General features: G+C 47.3%; 16 protein-coding genes. 12 read left to right on the top strand and 4 right to left on the bottom strand.

All coding sequences use genetic code 11. The features are described 5' to 3' along the window. Positions 1–298: 298 nt before the first annotated feature. Positions 299–1,714 (bottom strand): IS66 family transposase, encoded by a 1,416-nt coding sequence (gene tnpC, locus EKM92_RS05660; RefSeq protein ID WP_125708778.1) that lies wholly within the window; start codon positions 1,712–1,714, stop codon positions 299–301. 910 nt (positions 1,715–2,624) lie between these two features. Here tnpC and EKM92_RS05655 point away from each other — a divergent pair. The 6 genes from EKM92_RS05655 to EKM92_RS05630 all read left to right on the top strand — a co-directional run bounded on the left by EKM92_RS05655 (position 2,625) and on the right by EKM92_RS05630 (position 9,719). Further along, entirely contained in the window at positions 2,625–3,911 is a 1,287-nt protein-coding gene (locus EKM92_RS05655; RefSeq protein WP_125708776.1) for a replication initiation factor domain-containing protein, read from the top strand. 99 nt (positions 3,912–4,010) lie between these two features. Then, complete coding sequence (locus EKM92_RS05650; RefSeq protein WP_051975775.1) at positions 4,011–4,253, top strand: DUF3173 family protein; 243 nt, start codon at positions 4,011–4,013, stop codon at positions 4,251–4,253. Then, on the top strand, positions 4,250–5,383 hold the full coding sequence (locus EKM92_RS05645) for a site-specific integrase (protein ID WP_125708774.1): 1,134 nt from the start codon (positions 4,250–4,252) through the stop codon (positions 5,381–5,383). The genes EKM92_RS05650 and EKM92_RS05645 overlap by 4 nt, the downstream gene beginning before the upstream one ends. 122 nt (positions 5,384–5,505) lie before the next feature. After that, a complete protein-coding gene (locus tag EKM92_RS05640) occupies positions 5,506–6,663 on the top strand; it encodes a hypothetical protein (protein WP_125708772.1) in 1,158 nt (385 codons plus the stop codon). 163 nt (positions 6,664–6,826) lie between these two features. After that, positions 6,827–8,116, top strand: coding sequence for an adenylosuccinate synthase (locus tag EKM92_RS05635; RefSeq protein ID WP_125708770.1), 1,290 nt, complete (start codon positions 6,827–6,829; stop codon positions 8,114–8,116). Between the two features lie 844 nt (positions 8,117–8,960). Next, positions 8,961–9,719, top strand: a complete 759-nt coding sequence (locus tag EKM92_RS05630; RefSeq protein WP_125708768.1) for an epoxyqueuosine reductase QueH — start codon at positions 8,961–8,963, stop codon at positions 9,717–9,719. Positions 9,720–9,760: 41 nt separating this feature from the next. Here EKM92_RS05630 and EKM92_RS05625 read toward each other — a convergent pair whose 3' ends face one another. Further along, entirely contained in the window at positions 9,761–11,494 is a 1,734-nt protein-coding gene (locus EKM92_RS05625) for an ABC transporter ATP-binding protein (protein WP_125708766.1), read from the bottom strand. Continuing rightward, positions 11,494–12,045 carry a MarR family winged helix-turn-helix transcriptional regulator gene (locus tag EKM92_RS05620; RefSeq protein WP_125708764.1) on the bottom strand — a complete coding sequence of 184 codons (552 nt, stop codon included), beginning with the start codon at positions 12,043–12,045 and terminating at the stop codon, positions 11,494–11,496. The genes EKM92_RS05625 and EKM92_RS05620 overlap by 1 nt, the downstream gene beginning before the upstream one ends. A 211-nt stretch (positions 12,046–12,256) precedes the next feature. On the opposite strand from EKM92_RS05620, the gene EKM92_RS05615 reads away from it, so the two are divergent. Genes EKM92_RS05615 through EKM92_RS13585 form a run of 6 tightly spaced genes read left to right on the top strand, consistent with a single transcriptional unit; the run spans position 12,257 to position 17,189 of the window. Then, positions 12,257–12,934 carry a WxL domain-containing protein gene (locus tag EKM92_RS05615; RefSeq protein WP_125708762.1) on the top strand — a complete coding sequence of 226 codons (678 nt, stop codon included), beginning with the start codon at positions 12,257–12,259 and terminating at the stop codon, positions 12,932–12,934. 8 nt (positions 12,935–12,942) lie between these two features. Further along, positions 12,943–13,596: a WxL domain-containing protein gene (locus EKM92_RS05610; protein WP_125708760.1), complete on the top strand. Its 654-nt coding sequence runs from the start codon at positions 12,943–12,945 to the stop codon at positions 13,594–13,596. A 43-nt stretch (positions 13,597–13,639) separates the two neighbouring features. Beyond that, positions 13,640–14,599, top strand: a complete 960-nt coding sequence (locus EKM92_RS05605) for a WxLIP family cell surface protein (RefSeq protein ID WP_125708758.1) — start codon at positions 13,640–13,642, stop codon at positions 14,597–14,599. After that, positions 14,592–14,861: a hypothetical protein gene (locus tag EKM92_RS05600; RefSeq protein WP_125708756.1), complete on the top strand. Its 270-nt coding sequence runs from the start codon at positions 14,592–14,594 to the stop codon at positions 14,859–14,861. Before EKM92_RS05605 ends, EKM92_RS05600 begins: the two co-directional genes overlap by 8 nt. After that, positions 14,851–16,998: a WxL domain-containing protein gene (locus EKM92_RS05595; RefSeq protein WP_125708754.1), complete on the top strand. Its 2,148-nt coding sequence runs from the start codon at positions 14,851–14,853 to the stop codon at positions 16,996–16,998. The genes EKM92_RS05600 and EKM92_RS05595 overlap by 11 nt, the downstream gene beginning before the upstream one ends. A gap of 14 nt (positions 16,999–17,012) precedes the next feature. Beyond that, positions 17,013–17,189, top strand: coding sequence for a hypothetical protein (locus EKM92_RS13585; RefSeq protein WP_164509908.1), 177 nt, complete (start codon positions 17,013–17,015; stop codon positions 17,187–17,189). 179 nt (positions 17,190–17,368) lie between these two features. Here EKM92_RS13585 and EKM92_RS05590 read toward each other — a convergent pair whose 3' ends face one another. Continuing rightward, positions 17,369–18,430: a D-alanine--D-alanine ligase family protein gene (locus tag EKM92_RS05590; RefSeq protein WP_125708752.1), complete on the bottom strand. Its 1,062-nt coding sequence runs from the start codon at positions 18,428–18,430 to the stop codon at positions 17,369–17,371. Positions 18,431–18,478 lie beyond the last annotated feature (48 nt).

Below are 18,478 nucleotides of genomic sequence, written 5' to 3'. Positions count from 1 at the left end.
CAAATTTTTAGAGCGTCAGTAAACCGCTAACAATTAGTAATCACCTAATATTCGACCATACGAAGGAACCCCACAAACTTGTTTTTTGAGATTGTGGCTCTTCGTCAAGTAGAGTTGATAATTTTTTTATGAAGCACTTGGGCCTTAACTGGTCTAGGTGCTTTTCTTATGCCCTTTCATTCGTAAGCACCCAATAACTGACCGCATATGAATCCCGCTCGTAAGGTAGGCACCTAGTAATCGACCGCTGAAATAGGCCCGCAATCTCGTCTTTTGAGATTGCGGGCCTTCGTATTCTTTAAACGATTGATTCTACGTTTGAACTGTTAGTCTTTAAATTCCATGGCAAACACGCCTCCAACGATTCCGTTTTTGCGAATGTTGGTAGCTGTGAGACAATCTCTAACAGTTGTGTGATGTAGTTCCGCGGATCGATCCCATTGGCTTTCGCGGTTTCAACCACGGTCATCCAGATGGCGTTGGCTTCGGCACCTTTTGGACTAGTGCTAAACAGCCAGTTTTTCCGGCCAATCACATAACTCTTCATGTTGCGCTCAGAAGCGTTATTACTTAAATCGATTTCCCCAAATTCTAGGACGCGATTTAATGCGACACGTTGCCCCTGCGCATACGCCAATGCTTTACCTAGACGATCTTTTGGTAAAGTCTCGACATGATCACACCACTCCCAAAAGTGCTCGATCAACGGTTTAAGCACCACTTGACGCTTTTCCAGGCGTGATGCGCTATCTAAGCCTGCCCAATTCCGTTCGAGTTCAAACATCTGATTGAGTAGCTTCAAGCCCAGCGTCATCTTCTTAGTGTTCTTGAAATCATCGAAGAACTTACGCCGTACATGCGCCCAACAACCAACGCGAGTGATTGAATCACCCAGAAGATTGTAGCCGGCGTAGCCGTCGCATTGTAGGACACCAGGAAAGCCACTGTATAAGTTCTGAGCGAATTTCCCGGAGCGAGTATTCGCATAGGCATACATGACGACTGGCGTTTCGCACCGCGTGATACTACGGGCTACCCAAATATACGACTTGCTCTGCGCCGACTTGCCAGGCTCTTGAAGTACCTGATAAGGGGTCTCATCGCCTTGGAGAAAACCTTGGCTCATCAAGTGGCTACGCATCAGGTCATAAACTGGCTTCACTAACTCGGCACACTTGATGACCCAATTTGAGATTGTGGTCTCACTTAATAAGACGCCTGCACGCTGCCAATCCTTTAATTGGCGATAGAGCGGTGTCCCGAGAATGCATTTTTGATGCAAAATCGACGCGATCAACGAAGGCGTCGCAATGCTGTGGGCAATTAATGCCTTCGGCGCGTTACCACGATAGATATGACTACATCCATCTTCAAGTTCGCAAGTCGAGCACTTGTAGGTCTTCTCATAGATTTTCTCGACAAACAAACGCCCTGGGATTCGATGAACGACCTCGCGAACAAAGTGAGTGCCTACCAATTTCAATTCATGACCATGTTCACTGTGTTCATCGGTTTTGGAAACAAAGGTGGTTCTTACCGGTAGATCATTCGCCAACAACTGCTGCCGAGTAGATTTCGGCTTTCTTAGCTGCTGCGGTTCATCATCTGTTACTGCTTCGCTTTGTTGCCCAGTTTGCGACAATATCACCGATATTGTCGTCCGAATCCCCAACATCAATGTAGTTGACAGCGTTGTCCACCGATATAAAGGCATTACCGATTGCTTGCTCCATGTTCCCTTTTCCACAAATCGTAATTTTAGTCATTATACTTCGTCTCTTTCTTTTAGTGAGTTAGGAATATCCTGATTGGCTTATTTAGTCAAGGCGATATTTCGTCAACACCCAAACAACCAGCTTGGAAATTAAATCAATAAGAAGATTTCAGAAGGCTTCGAATTTCCGGCAACAAGTAGTTGTGGCGTCATACCTTAATTGCCTTACATTGGGCCTCACAATACAAATAGCGGGTCTTCCATATGCTTGCCAAATCCTTAATAGTCTGAACTTGAACGGACCTAGGTTGACCTCAACAGCGTCAAATCCGTGATCCGAATCTCTGGTCACTGACTAGAGCAGATAAAGAACGCCGAGCACTTGTTACGAAAAGTGGTAGTAATAAAGCCTTTTAATCCATGTTATTCACTTCGAATGCGTTATAGGACTTACATTCCGTGTATATGTAAGCAGAAATTTGAATTGGCATAAATCGGAATTGCTTACGAGGTGTTCTACAAAGACGGTTAGTGACTTGGTGATTAGTGGAGGCTCAGAATTTTTGAGGAGCGTAAAGTGCCTTAAATATTAGGAAACCATTACATTTCAGAGCTTTGGTTTCAAATACGCTGTAAAAGCTGTCTGTATATGGTGAGAGCAAAAGTTCTCAAATCTTTTTGAAAGGAGGTAGCCTTGCCGCCGTGCGCGGCGTGCAGCGCGAAAGCCGCTAGCGCGAGCGGCGGCGGTCGGCGTTAGCCGGCCGTCATCAGCCCCCAGTGTCTAATAGGGGGGCGATAGTATGACAGAATAAACCTGCTAGGCAGAAATAAACCGCGCAAGACCGGCGTTTTGCTAGAAATATTACGCAAAATTAGCGCCCGATTAGTTCACATCGAAAGGAATGACAAAATGCAAAAGGATTTAACGCTTGTTAATCCACAAAGCTTCTCGTGGTTAGACGAGCTGGAAGAATTCAAAGATGCCTATGGCATCACACAGCAACAATTAGCCGATACAACGGGATATCGTCGCGAGTACATCAACGCCTTAATCAGAGGCCGAAAACAGCTCACAGCGCAAGCTAAGGCCAAATTAACGACCGCAATGCGCGTACTGACCAAACGGAACAACCTAGATTGCTGTATCGACTACTTCCGCGTCACCTTTAAGTCACACGATGCCGAAAACATCATTCAAAAGATATTTCAGATTAGGCCAGAGCACTTCTATCATGAGGACTGGGCGTTTTACGGCTACACGCATAAGCTGATCTGTGGTGAGCTAACGGTGATGCTCTCACAACAGCCAGAACGCCGTCACGGTGAATCAGAAGAAGCGTGGCTAAAACGAGACAAGGGCACGATGATTGAGTTGAGCGGCAAAGGCTGTCGCTATCTGGAAAACTACCTTAGCGGGCAAAAACGCTCGTGGTATGACGTCTTCGTGGCCTGCAAAGAACTACATGGTCACTTCAAGCGAATTGACCTCGCGATCAATGACCGTCATGGCGTCCTCGACATTCCAGAATTGATTGAGAAGTATCGAAACGACGAATACCGCTCGCGTTTCAAAGGTGGCAAAATTCATCGCTCGGATCGTGACCACAAGGAGGGAAACACCTTAGAGTTAGGCTCACGCCAAAGTGGTGTCCACATGGTGATTTACGAAAAGGACTTTGAGCAGTGGCAAAAGCAAAACGTGTTACTAGAAGACAAGTTACCGATTGAAGAACAACCAATTAAGAATCGTTTTGAAGTGCGGCTAACTGATGAACGGGCTGATTCAGGTATTGAGGCGTTACTGTCAACTCGCGACCCTGAAAAGGTTATCTTCGGCATCATCAACCATTATATTTGCTTTCTCACCCCTACCAAAAGTAAGAGTAAGCAAAGCTGGCCGATTGACCCACGATGGGCAACCTTTATTGGTGCTAATCGGGACAAGTTATCCCTAACCGTTGACCCGCAACCCTTCGACTTTACGACAACTGTTGGCTGGCTCAAGAAGCAAGTGAGTTCCTCGCTGAAACTGATTGTGATTTTAGACGAGATGTTAGGAACGCACACGCTTGATGAAATTATTGACGCTGGCAAACTAAGTCCACGGCAAATCGATTTGATTCAGCATTATCAAAATGGCAACTGTGGCGCCTACCTAGACGATTTTGAAGCAAAAGAAAAACAAAGCAACGAATGAACGCGATTGCCGCGCTGACCCGAAACTTTGCCCTAGACAAGCTAAGTATATCATGGTCAGTAAAATGCGGCGATCTCCAATTTGAAAAAGGAGAATATTATGCCAGCATACCTGACCCTGACACGGGCTGATTTAATCAAGCTGGGATACAGTCCAGCGCAAGCAAGCCGTATCATCAAAATGGCAAAAGAGTTGTTGCTCAAACGTGGCCTTGGATGGTACGGTAAGAAAGGCGTAGACCGTGTTCCAGTGGAAGCAGTAGACGCAGTATTAGGCTTGAAACTAAGCCAACTTGAGGGTGCACCAAGTGGCCTTTCCGCAGTTAAGGAGGAACTATCTTGACTACGAAAGACCATATTACAAAACAAGCGGACGGCACTTTTAGCTTCCGCGTGAGCTTAGGAACTGACAAACGGACTGGCAAGCGAATTCAAAAACGCGCCAGCGGCTTCAAAACGAAAACGGAGGCGAAAAAAGCAAGAGTTGCAATGTTGGCAGCTGGGGTCGACGATGATGAGGACATCAAGAAGACGAAGTTTGGCGAGTTTATGGAGGACGTGTTCAAACCTTGGTACAAAACCCAAGTGAAACCACGCACCTACCGCCAACGGTTAGTTTTGATGAACACCGATTATCTGACTAGGTTCAACGACATTATCATTGACCAAATTCGGCCGATTGATGTGCAACATTGGCAAGTCAGCGTACTCAAAGACTGTAAGCAATCCTATGCGCGTACCATCAACATTATGTTAGGCCAAGTGCTTGAACGTGCTAAGGCGCTTGGTATCATCACTGAAAATCCCGTGCGGGTCGTTGGCCTCATCAAAAAGAAGAAAGCAAAAATCAAGTTCTGGACGCAAGCTGACTTCCAAAAGGTACTCGCCAAAACGAATACCGATACGTATACAGGACGCTTTGATCACACGATGTTGTGGTTCATGTTTATGTCTGGCTTGCGAAGCGGTGAAGCACGGGCATTAAAGTGGACAGACGTTGATCTCGAAGCTAAGACCGTGAACGTCAATAAGACGATGGACTATCACAACCGCAACTGGTTTGAAACGCCCGCGCCAAAGACTGCCGCTAGCCGCCGCACCGTGGCGCTTGATGACGATACCGTTACGGGCTTAGGCGCGTGGCAGGACGCACAAGCGGTAATGGTGAATTCCGAGTGGGTATTCTCACTTAATGGAATTCCGTGCTCTGACCAGCAATTTATCGCCATTGTGGACACTTACAGCGATGCGGCCAAGGTTCAGCGGATTACCGTGCACGGCCTCCGCCACTCGCATGTGTCGCTGTTGATCAGCCTTGGTGAAAATCCACTCCAGATTAAAGAGCGTCTGGGGCATGAGGATATCGAAACGACACTCGGTACTTACGGTCATCTCTACCCAAACAGTAACTTTGAAGTCGCAAAAAAGCTCAACGGGATATTCTCCAAAGAGGTGCTCGATGAGCCAAAATAATTTGAAAAGGGTCAAAACTGTGCCACCGTAAAATCGATGGTGCTAGAAACGTTGATACCACGGGACGGGCGCGAAATGCGCGATTGTTCCCGGGAAATATTTTGAAAGGTGGCGAGCCACATTTGGATGCCATATTAATGAGTTTAATGACCGCGTTGAACGAAGGGCTGATGATCAATGTTTATCAGCGGGATACCGATGACTTTTATACCGGTTATGTTCGCGCATTAGGCAATAATGCGGTGATTTTAGCCACATATAACGATGCCGGGATCGCCGATGGTTCCGTGTGGTTAAATTTTGCGGCGATCGCGCAAGTTGAATTTGCCGGCGTTGACCTCGATGACATGCAATTTCGTATCAGCGTCGCAGAATCAGAACATTTCCTGTCGTTAGCCGGGCAAGAAAAACCGTTGAAGTTTGATACCACTAACGACTTGTTGGTGCAATTGGTGACGCAAGTGCAAGCTAGTCAACAAGTGGTGATGGTGATTTTAGCTGATGACGATGCCTACTTGGAAGGTCAAGTGGTGAGTGTCTCAGACGACCATTTCCAATTCAACGTTTTTAATAAGTTCAACTTTACCGATAAGCGGGAAATGGCAGTCGACTACTCTGATGTTTTAGTGGTTGAGTTTCAAGGTCTCGATTTACGTCAAGAAACGGCGCTGGTCAGCAAACGTAACACATTAAAGCACGTGAAGTCGGCGTTGATCCCTAACGATGGTCAACTTGGTGAGATCTTCACTGAAGCGATGGCGACTGGTCAAATGCTAGCCGTGATGCCTAAAGGTCAAGAAGACCAGTTCTTCGTCGGGATCGTTAAAGCACTAAACGCTGATACCGTGGTGTTGAGTTTAAAAGATATGGCCGCACAATTCGGCGGGTATGTGGCGATCCGCTTACCTGAAATTCAAAGTATCACCACCGCTAGTGACTACCTGCAAACCGTCAAATTCTATGAACAATGGGATATCGACCATGCATTCACCCAACAGCCAGTATTAAACGCGGATCGTGAATTTGATTCCTCAGATGATTTGATCCAAGGTTTAATTGCTTCTGCCGCAGCCTTTTCTCGTGTGATCCGCATTCGCGTGGCGGATACTGATGAACATTTGCTCGGCTATCCCACACAATTAACTGCCACTGGATTTGTGATGAACTTGGTGAATGAAGAAGCAGGGGAGCAAGTCCCAGTGCGTTTTGATGACGTGTTGGAGCTAGCCTTTGGCCATATTTATGCTTACTTGCAAGAAGCGTTAGATCATCGCGAGTGATTCGGCAATTTCAAGAATAACAACAACTCGAACAATTTTTGTTCGGGTTTTTGTTTATAATTAAAAAATCGTCAATATAATATTCGGGTTTTGCTTGTATCCGTTGCTCAGACTTGGTAGAATAGCCAATGGCAGTTAGTCATACTCAAAGGAGCGAACACACATGGGAACAGTAGTTGTTGTAGGCACACAATGGGGCGATGAAGGTAAAGGGAAGATCACTGATTTTCTCAGCCAAGGCGCCAAGATCATCAGTCGTTATCAAGGTGGTGACAATGCGGGGCATACCATTCACTCTGAAGGCCAAGTGTACAAGTTACGCCTGATCCCAAGCGGCATTTTGTATCCACATCAGTTGTCCGTCATCGGCAACGGCGTGGTGGTCAATCCTAAGAGTTTAGTCGAAGAATTGGCTTACCTTAAAGAAAAAGGCGTTAACGGCAAAAACTTGCGGATCTCTGATCGCGCACATGTGATCTTGCCTTACCACATTGCCTTAGACAAATTACAAGAAGCCGCTAAAGGCGACAACAAAATCGGTACCACCAACCGCGGGATCGGTCCAGCTTACATGGACAAAGCCAGCCGTGTGGGGATCCGGATCGCTGATTTATTAGACAAAGAAATTTTTGCCGAACGCTTGCAAGCCAACTTGGATGAAAAGAACAAAGAATTCACCAAGCTTTATGGTGCAGAGCCAATGAAGTTCGACGATATTTTTGAAGAATATTACGGCTATGGCCAACAAATCAAACAATATGTTACCGATACTTCTGTGGTATTAAATGATGCCATTGATGCAGGCGACAACGTGTTGTTTGAAGGCGCACAAGGCGTGATGTTGGATATCGACCAAGGGACTTACCCATTTGTCACCAGTTCAAACCCTGCTGGTGGCGTGACCATCGGTGCTGGGGTCGGCGCTTCTAAAATCGATCGCGTTGTTGGGGTCGCTAAAGCTTACACCTCTCGTGTTGGTGATGGCCCATTCCCAACTGAACTTGATGATGAAGATGGCAATTTCATTCGTGAAGCTGGCCATGAATATGGCACTGTCACTGGCCGTCCTCGTCGCGTCGGCTGGTTTGACGCGGTGGTCGTGCGTCATTCTCGTCGCGTCGCCGGCGTCACTGACTTATGCTTAAACTCCATTGATGTGTTGACGGGCTTGAAGACTGTTAAGATCTGCACCGCCTACGAACGCAATGGCGAAACCATTTATCACTACCCAGCTTCCTTGAAGCAATTAGCAGAATGCAAGCCAGTTTATGAAGAAATGCCTGGTTGGGATGAAGACATCACTGGTGCTAAGACCCTTGAAGATCTCCCAGAAGCAGCCCGCAATTACGTTAAGCGCATCGCTGAACTGATCAATGTGGACTTATTGACCTTCTCTGTCGGCCCAGATCGTGATCAAACCAACATTTTAGCTAACATTTGGGACAAGTTCTAATTTAGAATTGAATCGCCTCACACAGTCAAAAAGCGGGCTGGGTGAGGCGATTTTTGTATACAGTTTTTTGAGTACCTCGGCATTGGTTGATGGCACAAAAACCACGGCCCAGCAATTTCAAAACTGGCCCGTGGTTCCAAACTTGTCTACTTTGATCCTTCAGCGCGTAGTAAACACGCCTTAGGGTAATGCGGTATTATATCGAGGATTTCGTTCCCCGCCGGATCAGTCAGGCAGAATCGCCAGCTGCGCGAACTTGGATGGCTACCAAATATTATCCAAGCCTGTGGGCGGACTCCCACATGTTGCTCACTTACCCTGTGTTACCGTAGCTCGGATCGCGGTTTCGTCATGCGCACTCTGGGTAGTAGGACTTTGACTGCTGTCACCAACAGCCAAGGCGAGCATACCAATGAAGGTCAAAGACTGCAAGCCAAGCTCGAGTCTCAACTACTTTGATCTTCGCGGAATTCACCATGATGGTATCATGACTTTAAAATAAATGCAACCAATTGGTCGAAAACTTTTTACACAGTGGATCAGTCCCTGATATTATCGTGATTTCACCCATTTTCATGAGGTATACCAATTTTTATCACGTTTATTTCTAACAATTCAGATGATCTGTGAAAACTGGCTGATTATCCTCATTGATGGTGTTTAGGTGCGCGAGGGACAATCAGCCCTAGCACGACGATCATGAAGCTGATGCTGAAAATCGTGATGATCAATTCCATGATGCTCCCCCCAATTTTTTTGTTTCACATGAAACACAAACGATGAATTGTTCTGAATGTTCTTTATTCTTGGCTGTGGTACACTAATGGTCTAAGGAGTGGTGACGATGCTGGAATATGATGAGATCAAAGCCCAATTTGAAGTGGGACAAAAAATCAATTTTGACCTGATTTTACAAAAGGTGATCAAAGGCTGGGACCATCGCCCCAAGATCATGTTGCATTCTTGTTGTGCGCCTTGTTCCACTTATACCTTGGAATATCTCACCCAACATGCTGATGTGACGGTGTATTACGATAATCCCAACATCCACCCACGGATGGAATATGAACGCCGCAAGCTGGTGCAACAACGCTTTATCTCTGACTTCAACGAACGTACTGGCAACCATGTGCAGTTTATGGCCTCAGACTACAAGCCTAGTGAATGGCTGGCAGTGACGAAATCATTGAAAGATGAACCAGAAGGTGGTGCACGTTGTCACGTGTGTTATCAATTCCGCTTAGATCGCGTTGCCAAGAAAGCACAAGAACTCGGTTTTGATTACTTCGGCAGTGCGTTGACCATTTCCCCGCAAAAAAATGCCCAAGTGATCAATGAAGAAGGGCTGGAGATCCAGCATTTTTACAATGTGTCCTATTTGCCTAGCGACTTTAAAAAACGCGGTGGATACGCGCGTTCTGTGCAAATGTCGAAAGACTACAATGTTTATCGCCAATGTTATTGCGGCTGTTTGTTTGCCGCCAAGCAACAAGGTATTGACTTAGCCCAAGTCAACCGTGAAGCCACAGCGTTTGTCAAAGCCCACCAACATGAAAACTTCGACCACATTCAATTCCACATTGCACAACCAGTGAACGCCTAAGTGAAAATCGGACCGCTGCTTTGAAAGCAGGGTCCGATTTTTTATGCGGCGAATTGATTTTGGACATATTCGTGATACAAGGCGTGTGATTTCAGCAATTGGTCATGCGGTCCGTGACCGGAGACGTGACCATTTTCAATGAAGTAGATCTCATCGGCGTCGACGATCGTGGATAAACGGTGCGCGATCACCAACGTGGTGCGGCCTTTCATCAGTTGGGCGAGGGCTTTTTGGACCATCATTTCTGATTCTGAGTCCAAACTAGCCGTCGCTTCATCCAACATCAACAATTTCGGATCGCGTAAAAAGGCGCGTGCGATCGCCAAACGTTGGCGTTGACCACCAGAAACTTTGATCCCACGTTCACCAACTTCAGTATCTAATCCTTTAGGCATTTGATGGACGAATTCATCGGCATATGCCAGTTTCAACACATCCCATAGTTGGTCATCAGAATAAGTCGCATCAGAACCATAAGTTAAATTATAGCGGATCGTCCCAGCCATGATTGCAGCATCTTGGGAAACTAAGCCGATTTGATTGCGCCAATCCGTTAAATTCACAGCTTGGGCGTCTTGATGGCCGATCAACACTTGTCCGTTGTCTGGTTGATAATAACGCTCTAACAAGCTGAACACGGTTGACTTCCCACCACCAGACGGCCCGACGAAGGCGACCACAGAGTTAGGTTTGGCTTCAAAGCTTAAGTCGTGAAGGATCTGTTCGCCGGCATCATATGAGAAGTCGACATGTTGCATCGAAATGGTTTGGCCATCAAGGGGTAAGTCAACGCCGTCATTTTGCAATTCTTCAGGTTCGTTCAACAATTGTTGAATGCGTTCCGTGGCACCAGAAGTTTTGGCCAAGGTGGTGAAGAATTGTCCCAGCGCCATCACCGGCCCTAGCATTTGAAATAAATACATCAAAAAGCTCAACATCGTTCCGATGGTCATTGACTCTGCTAAAACGCGATGGGCACCATAAGCGAGAACGCCGATGATCACCGCCATCATCGCCCCAGTCATTAAAGGTCCGGCGATGGAATCGTAAATCGCTTCTTTTAACCCGATGTGATAAAGCTTGTCGATTTGTTCACCGCCGGCGCGACTTTCTTGGGCTTCAGCGTTGGAAGACTTCACCAACCGCACTTCACTGAGAATTTCGCCGGCTTCACCGTTGAAATCAGCAAGGGCATCTTGGCGAGCACGACCAACTTTGTGCGAACGCCGACCGACTGGCATCATCACGAGCATCACCAATGGCACAGCGATAAACATGATCGCAGTCATCCGCCAATCCATCACCAACATCAACACCAAAGCACCGATCAACTGGAGCAAACTGGTCATTAAGTTCGGCAAAGTGTTGGCAAGCAGTTGTTTGACCTGGCTGGAGTCATTGACTAGCCGCGACGATAACACGCCAGACTTTTGCGTATCAAAGTAACTGACTGGTAAGTGTAACAACTTATCCCAGAGTTTGCGTCGCAATTCAGCGACCACATTTTCTCCGAAAAAGCCTAAAATCGTCCCAGAACCCGCTGAGATCAATGCACTGACGATAAAGATCCCGACCACGGCGATCATTAATCCAGCATTGATGTGTTGACCCAGTTGATTGATCAAGCCTTTGGCAAACTGTGGGACGATCAAGTTCCCAGCCGTGGCGATCATACCGAGGATGATCCCGACGACGAGTTGCCAATATTTTGGTTGAATGCTTTTGATCAACGTCATAAACGCTTGGCGATCAAAAGTTTTAGGTTTTTGTGTCATTAATGCCTCCGATCAAACCAAGGACCACCGAAGCTTTGACCAGAGAAATGATCGAATTGGTGATGCCAGCGGTGCGCTTGTTGCATTAAGTCTTGCCAATCGTCGCCAGATTCATCTAAACCGGCGATCAGCTTGGTCAACAATTCCCGTAATTGCGCTTGTTCAGCGTCAGTTAAGCCGTTGAAGCAAGTTTGAGAAAAATCATTTTGTAAACGACTGGCGCCTTTAAGAAAAGCGCGGCCGTCGTCAGTGAGGAAAATTTTGCTGACGCGTTTGTCGTCAGGATCAGCTAAACGTTCGACGAAGTTTGCGTCGAGGAGTTTTTTAACTAACGCGGAAACGGAACTTGGGCGAATGTCGAGTTCCACGGCAATTTCTGTGTTGGTCAAGCCATCATGTTGGTTGAGTAAATGTAGTAAGCGGACTTGACCGCGGCTAGCTTGACCGCGATCTTCGCGATTGTAGCGCGTGCGCAGTGCCGCCGAGGCAAAGGTGCGATTTTCTAATAAGCGGCCAAACAAGGCCAGTAAGCTTTGGGTATCTTCTGTCATGAGTAACCTCCAGAATTTAGTTAGGTTATATTTTGTTAGACTAACAATCAACGTCGCTTAGTATAGTTAGTTAGAATTTATTTGTCAACACTAACTAATTATTTTTTTGCCCAAGTATCAAATGACCCCTTTTTCGCAAATATATATAGTGAGGGGGTGATGACGACTATTTATTGTTGATCGCGATCGCAAGTTTACGGAGGAAACAAACATGAAGAATCGCAAATGGGTATTGGCTATTGCAATAGCTGCGTTGGCAAGTGGTGCGCCAGTGGCAGTGGGTGCAGAAGTGAACGCAGGACCTGGGAACGCCACGACGAACCTGACCAATGTCAGCGGTGGCTTTGAATTGGCAGATGGAAGTAGCAGTATTGCGGCGAATTCCACGGCGCAATTTGATTTGACGGCAGGGACTTTGGCGCTGTATGCGGTGCCGAATCTGCATTTCCAGTCAGGCAGTATTGAAAAGTTAATTGATGGGGCGGTCACTCTTAATTTTGATACTGAAAAGGTGACGCCTGATGATCAGAACTTTGATGGAAACAATTTCCAACAACTCGTGGTGGAAGATTATCGTGGGACGAATGCTGGCTGGCAAGTTTCCGCGAAGTTAGGGGATTTTTCCGGCAAGAAAACCATCACCGCAGATCAAATTACTTTGGACGGACCAGTAGGCGGCAGTAATATTCAAAACGTGTCGTTTACGCAAGCTAACTTTGCTGGCACCAATGCGACAGTGCTGGATGCACCTCAAGATGCTGGCTCTGGGATAACCAATGTGGAAGTGGTAGAAGGTCAATTGGTGCTACCAAAAGATAACGCTGCTTTAGCTGGGACGTATCAAGCAACGGTCAACTGGACTTTGTTGGCGGCACCGAGCGCTAGTTAGTGAAGTCGATGAAACATTGGATGATCGGGTTATTGCTGTTGATCGGTTTGTGGCCGAATCAACCGGTATCCGCAGCTGATCCTACTGATGTCGGGCCAGCAATGCCGGCAGTAGTCGTCGATGGTAATGCCACAGCGACTAGTACCGCACAAGTTGATGTGGTCGCGCAAACCTTAGCGTTAGTGCAAGTGCCAGATCTCAGGTTTCAAGCGGTGAAGGTCAAAGACTTGATCCAAGGGCCACAAACTTTGGCGATGGTGTCGGGCAGCGTCACCAAAGATGGTGAAGGACCAGGGTTTGATGGGGATGATCAAGAGCAAATCGTAGTGGAAGATTTTCGTGGCACTAACAGTGGCTGGCAACTGTTGGTGAAACTGGATGCTTTCCAACTTGCTGATTCCTCAACGACCTTGATGCCGATGCAAGCCTCATTTGCCCCGACCAATGCGATCGGGACTAATGCGTCTGGTATGACTTTGTCAGCGACTGATTTTGCCGACAACGATGCGCCAGTGGTGGTGGCGCCAATGAATCGTGGCACTGGGACCACAACCATCCAAATTGCCACAGCGTCATTGACGTTGCCGCAAACCAAAAGTGTTTTAGCCGGTGATTATCGCGCGCCACTGAATTGGTTACTGGTCAGCGGTCCGCAACCTTGAGCGCACGCCAGTGGAGACACTGGCGTACATAGGAGGTGAACTGATGAAAAAATGGTGGTTATTCATTGGATTATTGTTCATGTTTTGGCCGAGTCACCAGGTGCATGCAGAAGGTGCAGGATTTACGGTAACGCCGCAAATGACGGCGTCGCAAATCGGTGGGGATCTCGGTTGGTTTAACTTGTTGGTGAAGCCTGGCGTTCAAGAAAAATTACCAGTGGTTGTCGCCAATCAATCAAATCAAACCAAAACCTTACGTTTACAGCTGACAAATGCTTATACCCAGCGCAACGGCCAGATTGGTTATGATCCCAACACCCAAAAGCGCATCAATGCCCAAACCAGCATCACTGCGATCGGTTCAAAGCCAGTCACTGTTGAATTGGCGCCAAAAACGGGAAAAACAGTGACCTTTACCGTCACACCGCCTGAATTTTCTGGTGTTGTGTTAGGGGCGATTTATGCTCAAGATCAAACGCCTGCTGCACAATCAAGTGCTAGTGGCTTTGCCATCACCAATCAATTCGCGATGGTGGTGGCGGTGGCGTTGCAAACGAGTGAAACCAAAGTCCCGCCGCAATTGACGTTAGCCTCAGCGGCTGCCAATACCAAACAAATCGTCGCCCATGTTCAAAATCCGCAGCCGACCCTTTTTGGTAAGCTGACTTTGAAATCAACGGTTAATTTCCAAGGTAAGGCTGTGTTGACGCAAACGGATAAAGATTTTGCCATGGCCCCAAACAGTGATCTCGCTTATCAATTGACGCCGCAGTCGACGTTGCAACCTGGTCAATATCAACTGGTGATCGATGCGACGGCTGGTACTGCGAAGTGGCATTTGACCAAAACTTTCGCCATCAAAAAAACGGTGACGCCGACAGTAACACCTGAAAAAACGGCGACGAAGCCGAATTACACTTGGTTGTTTGGGTTAGCGATCGTGTTGGCAATGATAATCGGTATTTTCATTGGCAAAAAACGTGGAGGTGGCCGTGATGTCTAAATGGCTGATAGGTTTATTGGTTGCAGGTGGATTGCTTGCTAGCACTGCCGCTCGCAGTATCGCGCAATTTGAAATTAAACCTGCAAGTTCATCCAGTCAAAAAGCGCATGTAGCAACGATGACGGCAAGCGCTGATGCGAAAACCTCGCCTAAGTTTCCCCAAGTTGGCGAGGTGACAGCACCAAATACTGTTGTGATCGGTTGGCTGATCGTTGTTAGTGGAATTTGGATCTGGCAAGGAGGACGTCGGCATGCAGCGTAAAGCTTGGGGGATGTGTTTGTTTTTGATCTACTTGGGACTTTGGCTAAGTCCCATTCACCCAAGTTCTGCCGCTGCACCAAGTGTGATCCCGCCAGCAAATATGCAAGCGGGCTTTTATCCAATTTCTCCGACGACCAATACCAGCACCTATTTCAAAACCCAACCCACCTGGTATCGCATGACGAACGTAGGGACGCCGGTGACCGGTTGGACGATCGTGCACGCCGGAGAAGACCTACAATTACGCGCAGTCGTTGCCAAAACGGGTTGGGATTGGTTTCGCACCGCATCATTGAGTATCACCATTCAAAAAGATCAAGGATCGATCGACAATTTTTCTGGGGATTGGAATGCTGTTGGTGATCCTGCGATGTTGGCTGCCACTGCACAATATGGTCTGGTGTATCAAACCGGCTATATTGCTAACTTAGCGATGAACAACGAAGACATTCGCTATGAAATGAAAGTCCCAGAGGTCACGCGACCAACGTGGTATACCTTACAGATCAACGTTAATTTAACCTTTGGCACTGACCCTTTGCGGACGATTTCGTCAAATTTGGTGCGAGTGTTAGTGATCCCAACAAATTATTCACCGACGTTGACGCCAGAAGATACTGTTTTGTTTAACGGTCAAAGTGCAACGCTTGCAGTTGAGGGACTCGATGTTTCAATTGTGCCAGACTATCAGTTCGCAAGTACGCCTGCTTTAACCACTGAAGTTGCAGGTAATCAATTGCAAACAACCGCGACTGGTGCCGTGTCCAGCACGCCGATTCAAGCACAGATCCAATTTGCACCGATGTTTGGCGGCGAGGCACCAGTCAACATCGATTCAAGTGTTGCAGTCGTCGACACCGCAAATCTCCCTGACGTGACCGTCAATGAAGACCAACCGGCGACATTTGATTTACAACTACCGTCGGGATTAACAGCCACCAATACGCGCTGGTATGTTGGAAATGTCTTACAAACTGCCAAGGCGAGTGAGCTCGTGATCTCATCAGCGAAAACCAATGCCGACGTTTATGCGATCAGTGATTTCAAGCGTGGTCAAACTACCGTTGCCCAGAATGTTCAAAGTAATCTGGCTAAGTTAACCGTAATTCCAGCCCGGCATGATTATGCGTTGAATTTCAGTGAACCCTTTTTATTTGTCAAAGATGGATCCGCTGCTCGAATGCCAACGACTGATCAGTTGAAAGCCCAAGTTAACGCGATCCCAGATGACGCTGGTCCGATCGCGTGGCACGCCTATCAACCTGACAGCAAGATCCCATCAACGTTAGTGCAAGTGACTGCGGATGGAACTGTGATCGCAGGCCCTGATCCTGGTAGCGTCGATATTGAAGCTGATTTCACCACAGCAACAACCACTCAAAGTAGTGTTCGCAGGTTGGACATTTTGAAGTTGCCTGATACCACAGCCAATGCCAATGAAGCAGTCAATTTTCGATCACCAATACCACCAAGTGGCCAATTGCTCACGAACAGTTGGTATTTTGCCGATGGTGAAGGGAATTTTGCTGACCAACCGACTGCATTTGCCGCAACGTCAACGATCCAAGGACCGGTGGTGACCAGTGCTCAAAACAATCGGCAACTACAAGTGAGCATGCAGGTTCAAGCAGACGGTCAACAATACACGTTAAATTCAAATCTCGCGAAGTTGATCGTGACCCCGCCTGCCGGTTTGGTGTTACAAGCAGTGCCAAGCTTTTATTTTACCAATAATAATGCGACACCCCCGACGGTTTCAGAGTTGATCGCAGGGGATGCCGCATTAACCCCTGCAAACGGGCCGCAACAGTTAGTGATATCAGATAACCGCGCCACTGCAGGCGCTTGGCAATTAAGCGTTGAAATGACTGATTTGAAATCGATGTACACGCAAGCCACACTGGGTGCCAACGGTGGGGTGGTATTACTCAAATTTGATGGGGAACAAGCACCAGGAACAGTGCCGATCAAAATTGGTGCCAGTCCTACCAATATCACGAGTTTGCGATCGCCTGTCGCAGTATGGAACGTCTCAGCCAAGTTGAATTTACCAAAAATTACGGCCCCACCAGCAGGGGTTTATGATGCACAGCTACATTGGACCTTGGCGGCAACACCAACACCGCCAGCACCTTGAAAGGAAGGATCATCATGTGGTGGGTCATGGGGAGTCTAAGTTTAGTGATCGTGATCATCATCGGGGGATATTTTCACAGTCACAGTGGTCGCAATGAATGGCAGATCTATAAGCACAACGTCCAACAAGATCATTTGAAAAAAGGGCGTTGGCGGCGCGCATTGACCTTGCGATTATTCGGTCACAAATAAAAAAACCGGCCTGCATGTCTGCAGGCCGGTTTTCGTGATCAGCTGCGGCGGCTTTCTGAACGCTTGCGCGCCAGTCGCTTTCACTGATCGTGGTTTGGCACCGTCAAATAGTATCGCATGTCGAAATTCTAAAGTCAAACAAAAACCCCAAGTCCGCAGACTTGAGGAATGCTAAAAAATTAGTTGTTCATGCCATCAGCGTATAACTTCAGCTTGCCGTTGACGATGCTTTCAACTAAATCAGGATAAGCGACACCTTCCGCTTCTGCTTCTTGCGGTAACAAGGAAAGTGGGGTCATCCCAGGTAAGTTGTTGGCTTCGATCACCCAAACACCGTTGTTGTCATCAACGAAGAAGTCGACACGACCATAGTTTTGCATGCCTAATGCATCCATGGTTTCAACGGCGACGCGCTTCATTTCGTCATGAACATCATCGGCTAAGTCATCAGGTGGGGTGACAAAAGTCGTGTGGCCTTCGATAAATTTATGTTCGAAGTCATACCAACCGTCATGGACCAAAATTTCGATCGCTGGGAAAGCATGACCATTGACCACGCCTAAAGAGAATTCGCGACCTTTGATAAATTCTTCAATGATCGCAGAATTATCAAAACGGAACACATCTTTTAAGCCAGATTCCAATTCAGCAGCGTCATGGGCAATGTGTGTGCCGACAGATGAGCCGCCAGAAGTCGGTTTCAAAACCACAGGGTAGGCAAATGGTAAAGTGTGACCTTTTGCGCCTTGGTCTTTGGTGATTTCCACAAAGGCAGCAGTTTTGATCCCTTTGTATAACATGATCTCTTTGCTGTAGACTTTGTTCATGGTGATGCCTGAAGCGGTGCTACCACTACCGGTGTACTTGATATTGTTCAAGTCGAGGACGGCTTGGACTTTACCATTTTCACCGTCGCCACCATGTAAGCCGATGACGACAATGTCTGCGGCTTTACAAATGGCTAAAACATTTGGACCAAACAACTGGGTGGTGCCGTCAGTACGCAATTTGTTGATGACGTCGTCGGTGAGGACAGCATCTGAGATCAACAAGTTGTCACTGGTGTTGGCTGTTTCAAAAACAGTCTCTGGGTCGCGGCCTTGTAAGTCGTACCCTAAAAATAAATCGATGAATGTGGCTTGGTGCCCCTTTTCGCGCAAGGCGTTGGTCAAGCGATGGCCACTAGAGATAGAGACGTTTCGCTCGGTGCTACGACCGCCAGCTAAAACGACAATCTTCATAGGAATGATCCCTCCGTAAGTTTATAGAACCCTAAGTGTACCACAATT

It is taken from the genome of Lacticaseibacillus porcinae (genome assembly GCF_003946305.1).
Taxonomy (GTDB): Bacteria; Bacillota; Bacilli; order Lactobacillales; family Lactobacillaceae; genus Lacticaseibacillus; species Lacticaseibacillus porcinae.
This window is presented reverse-complemented; position numbering and strand designations above follow the sequence as displayed.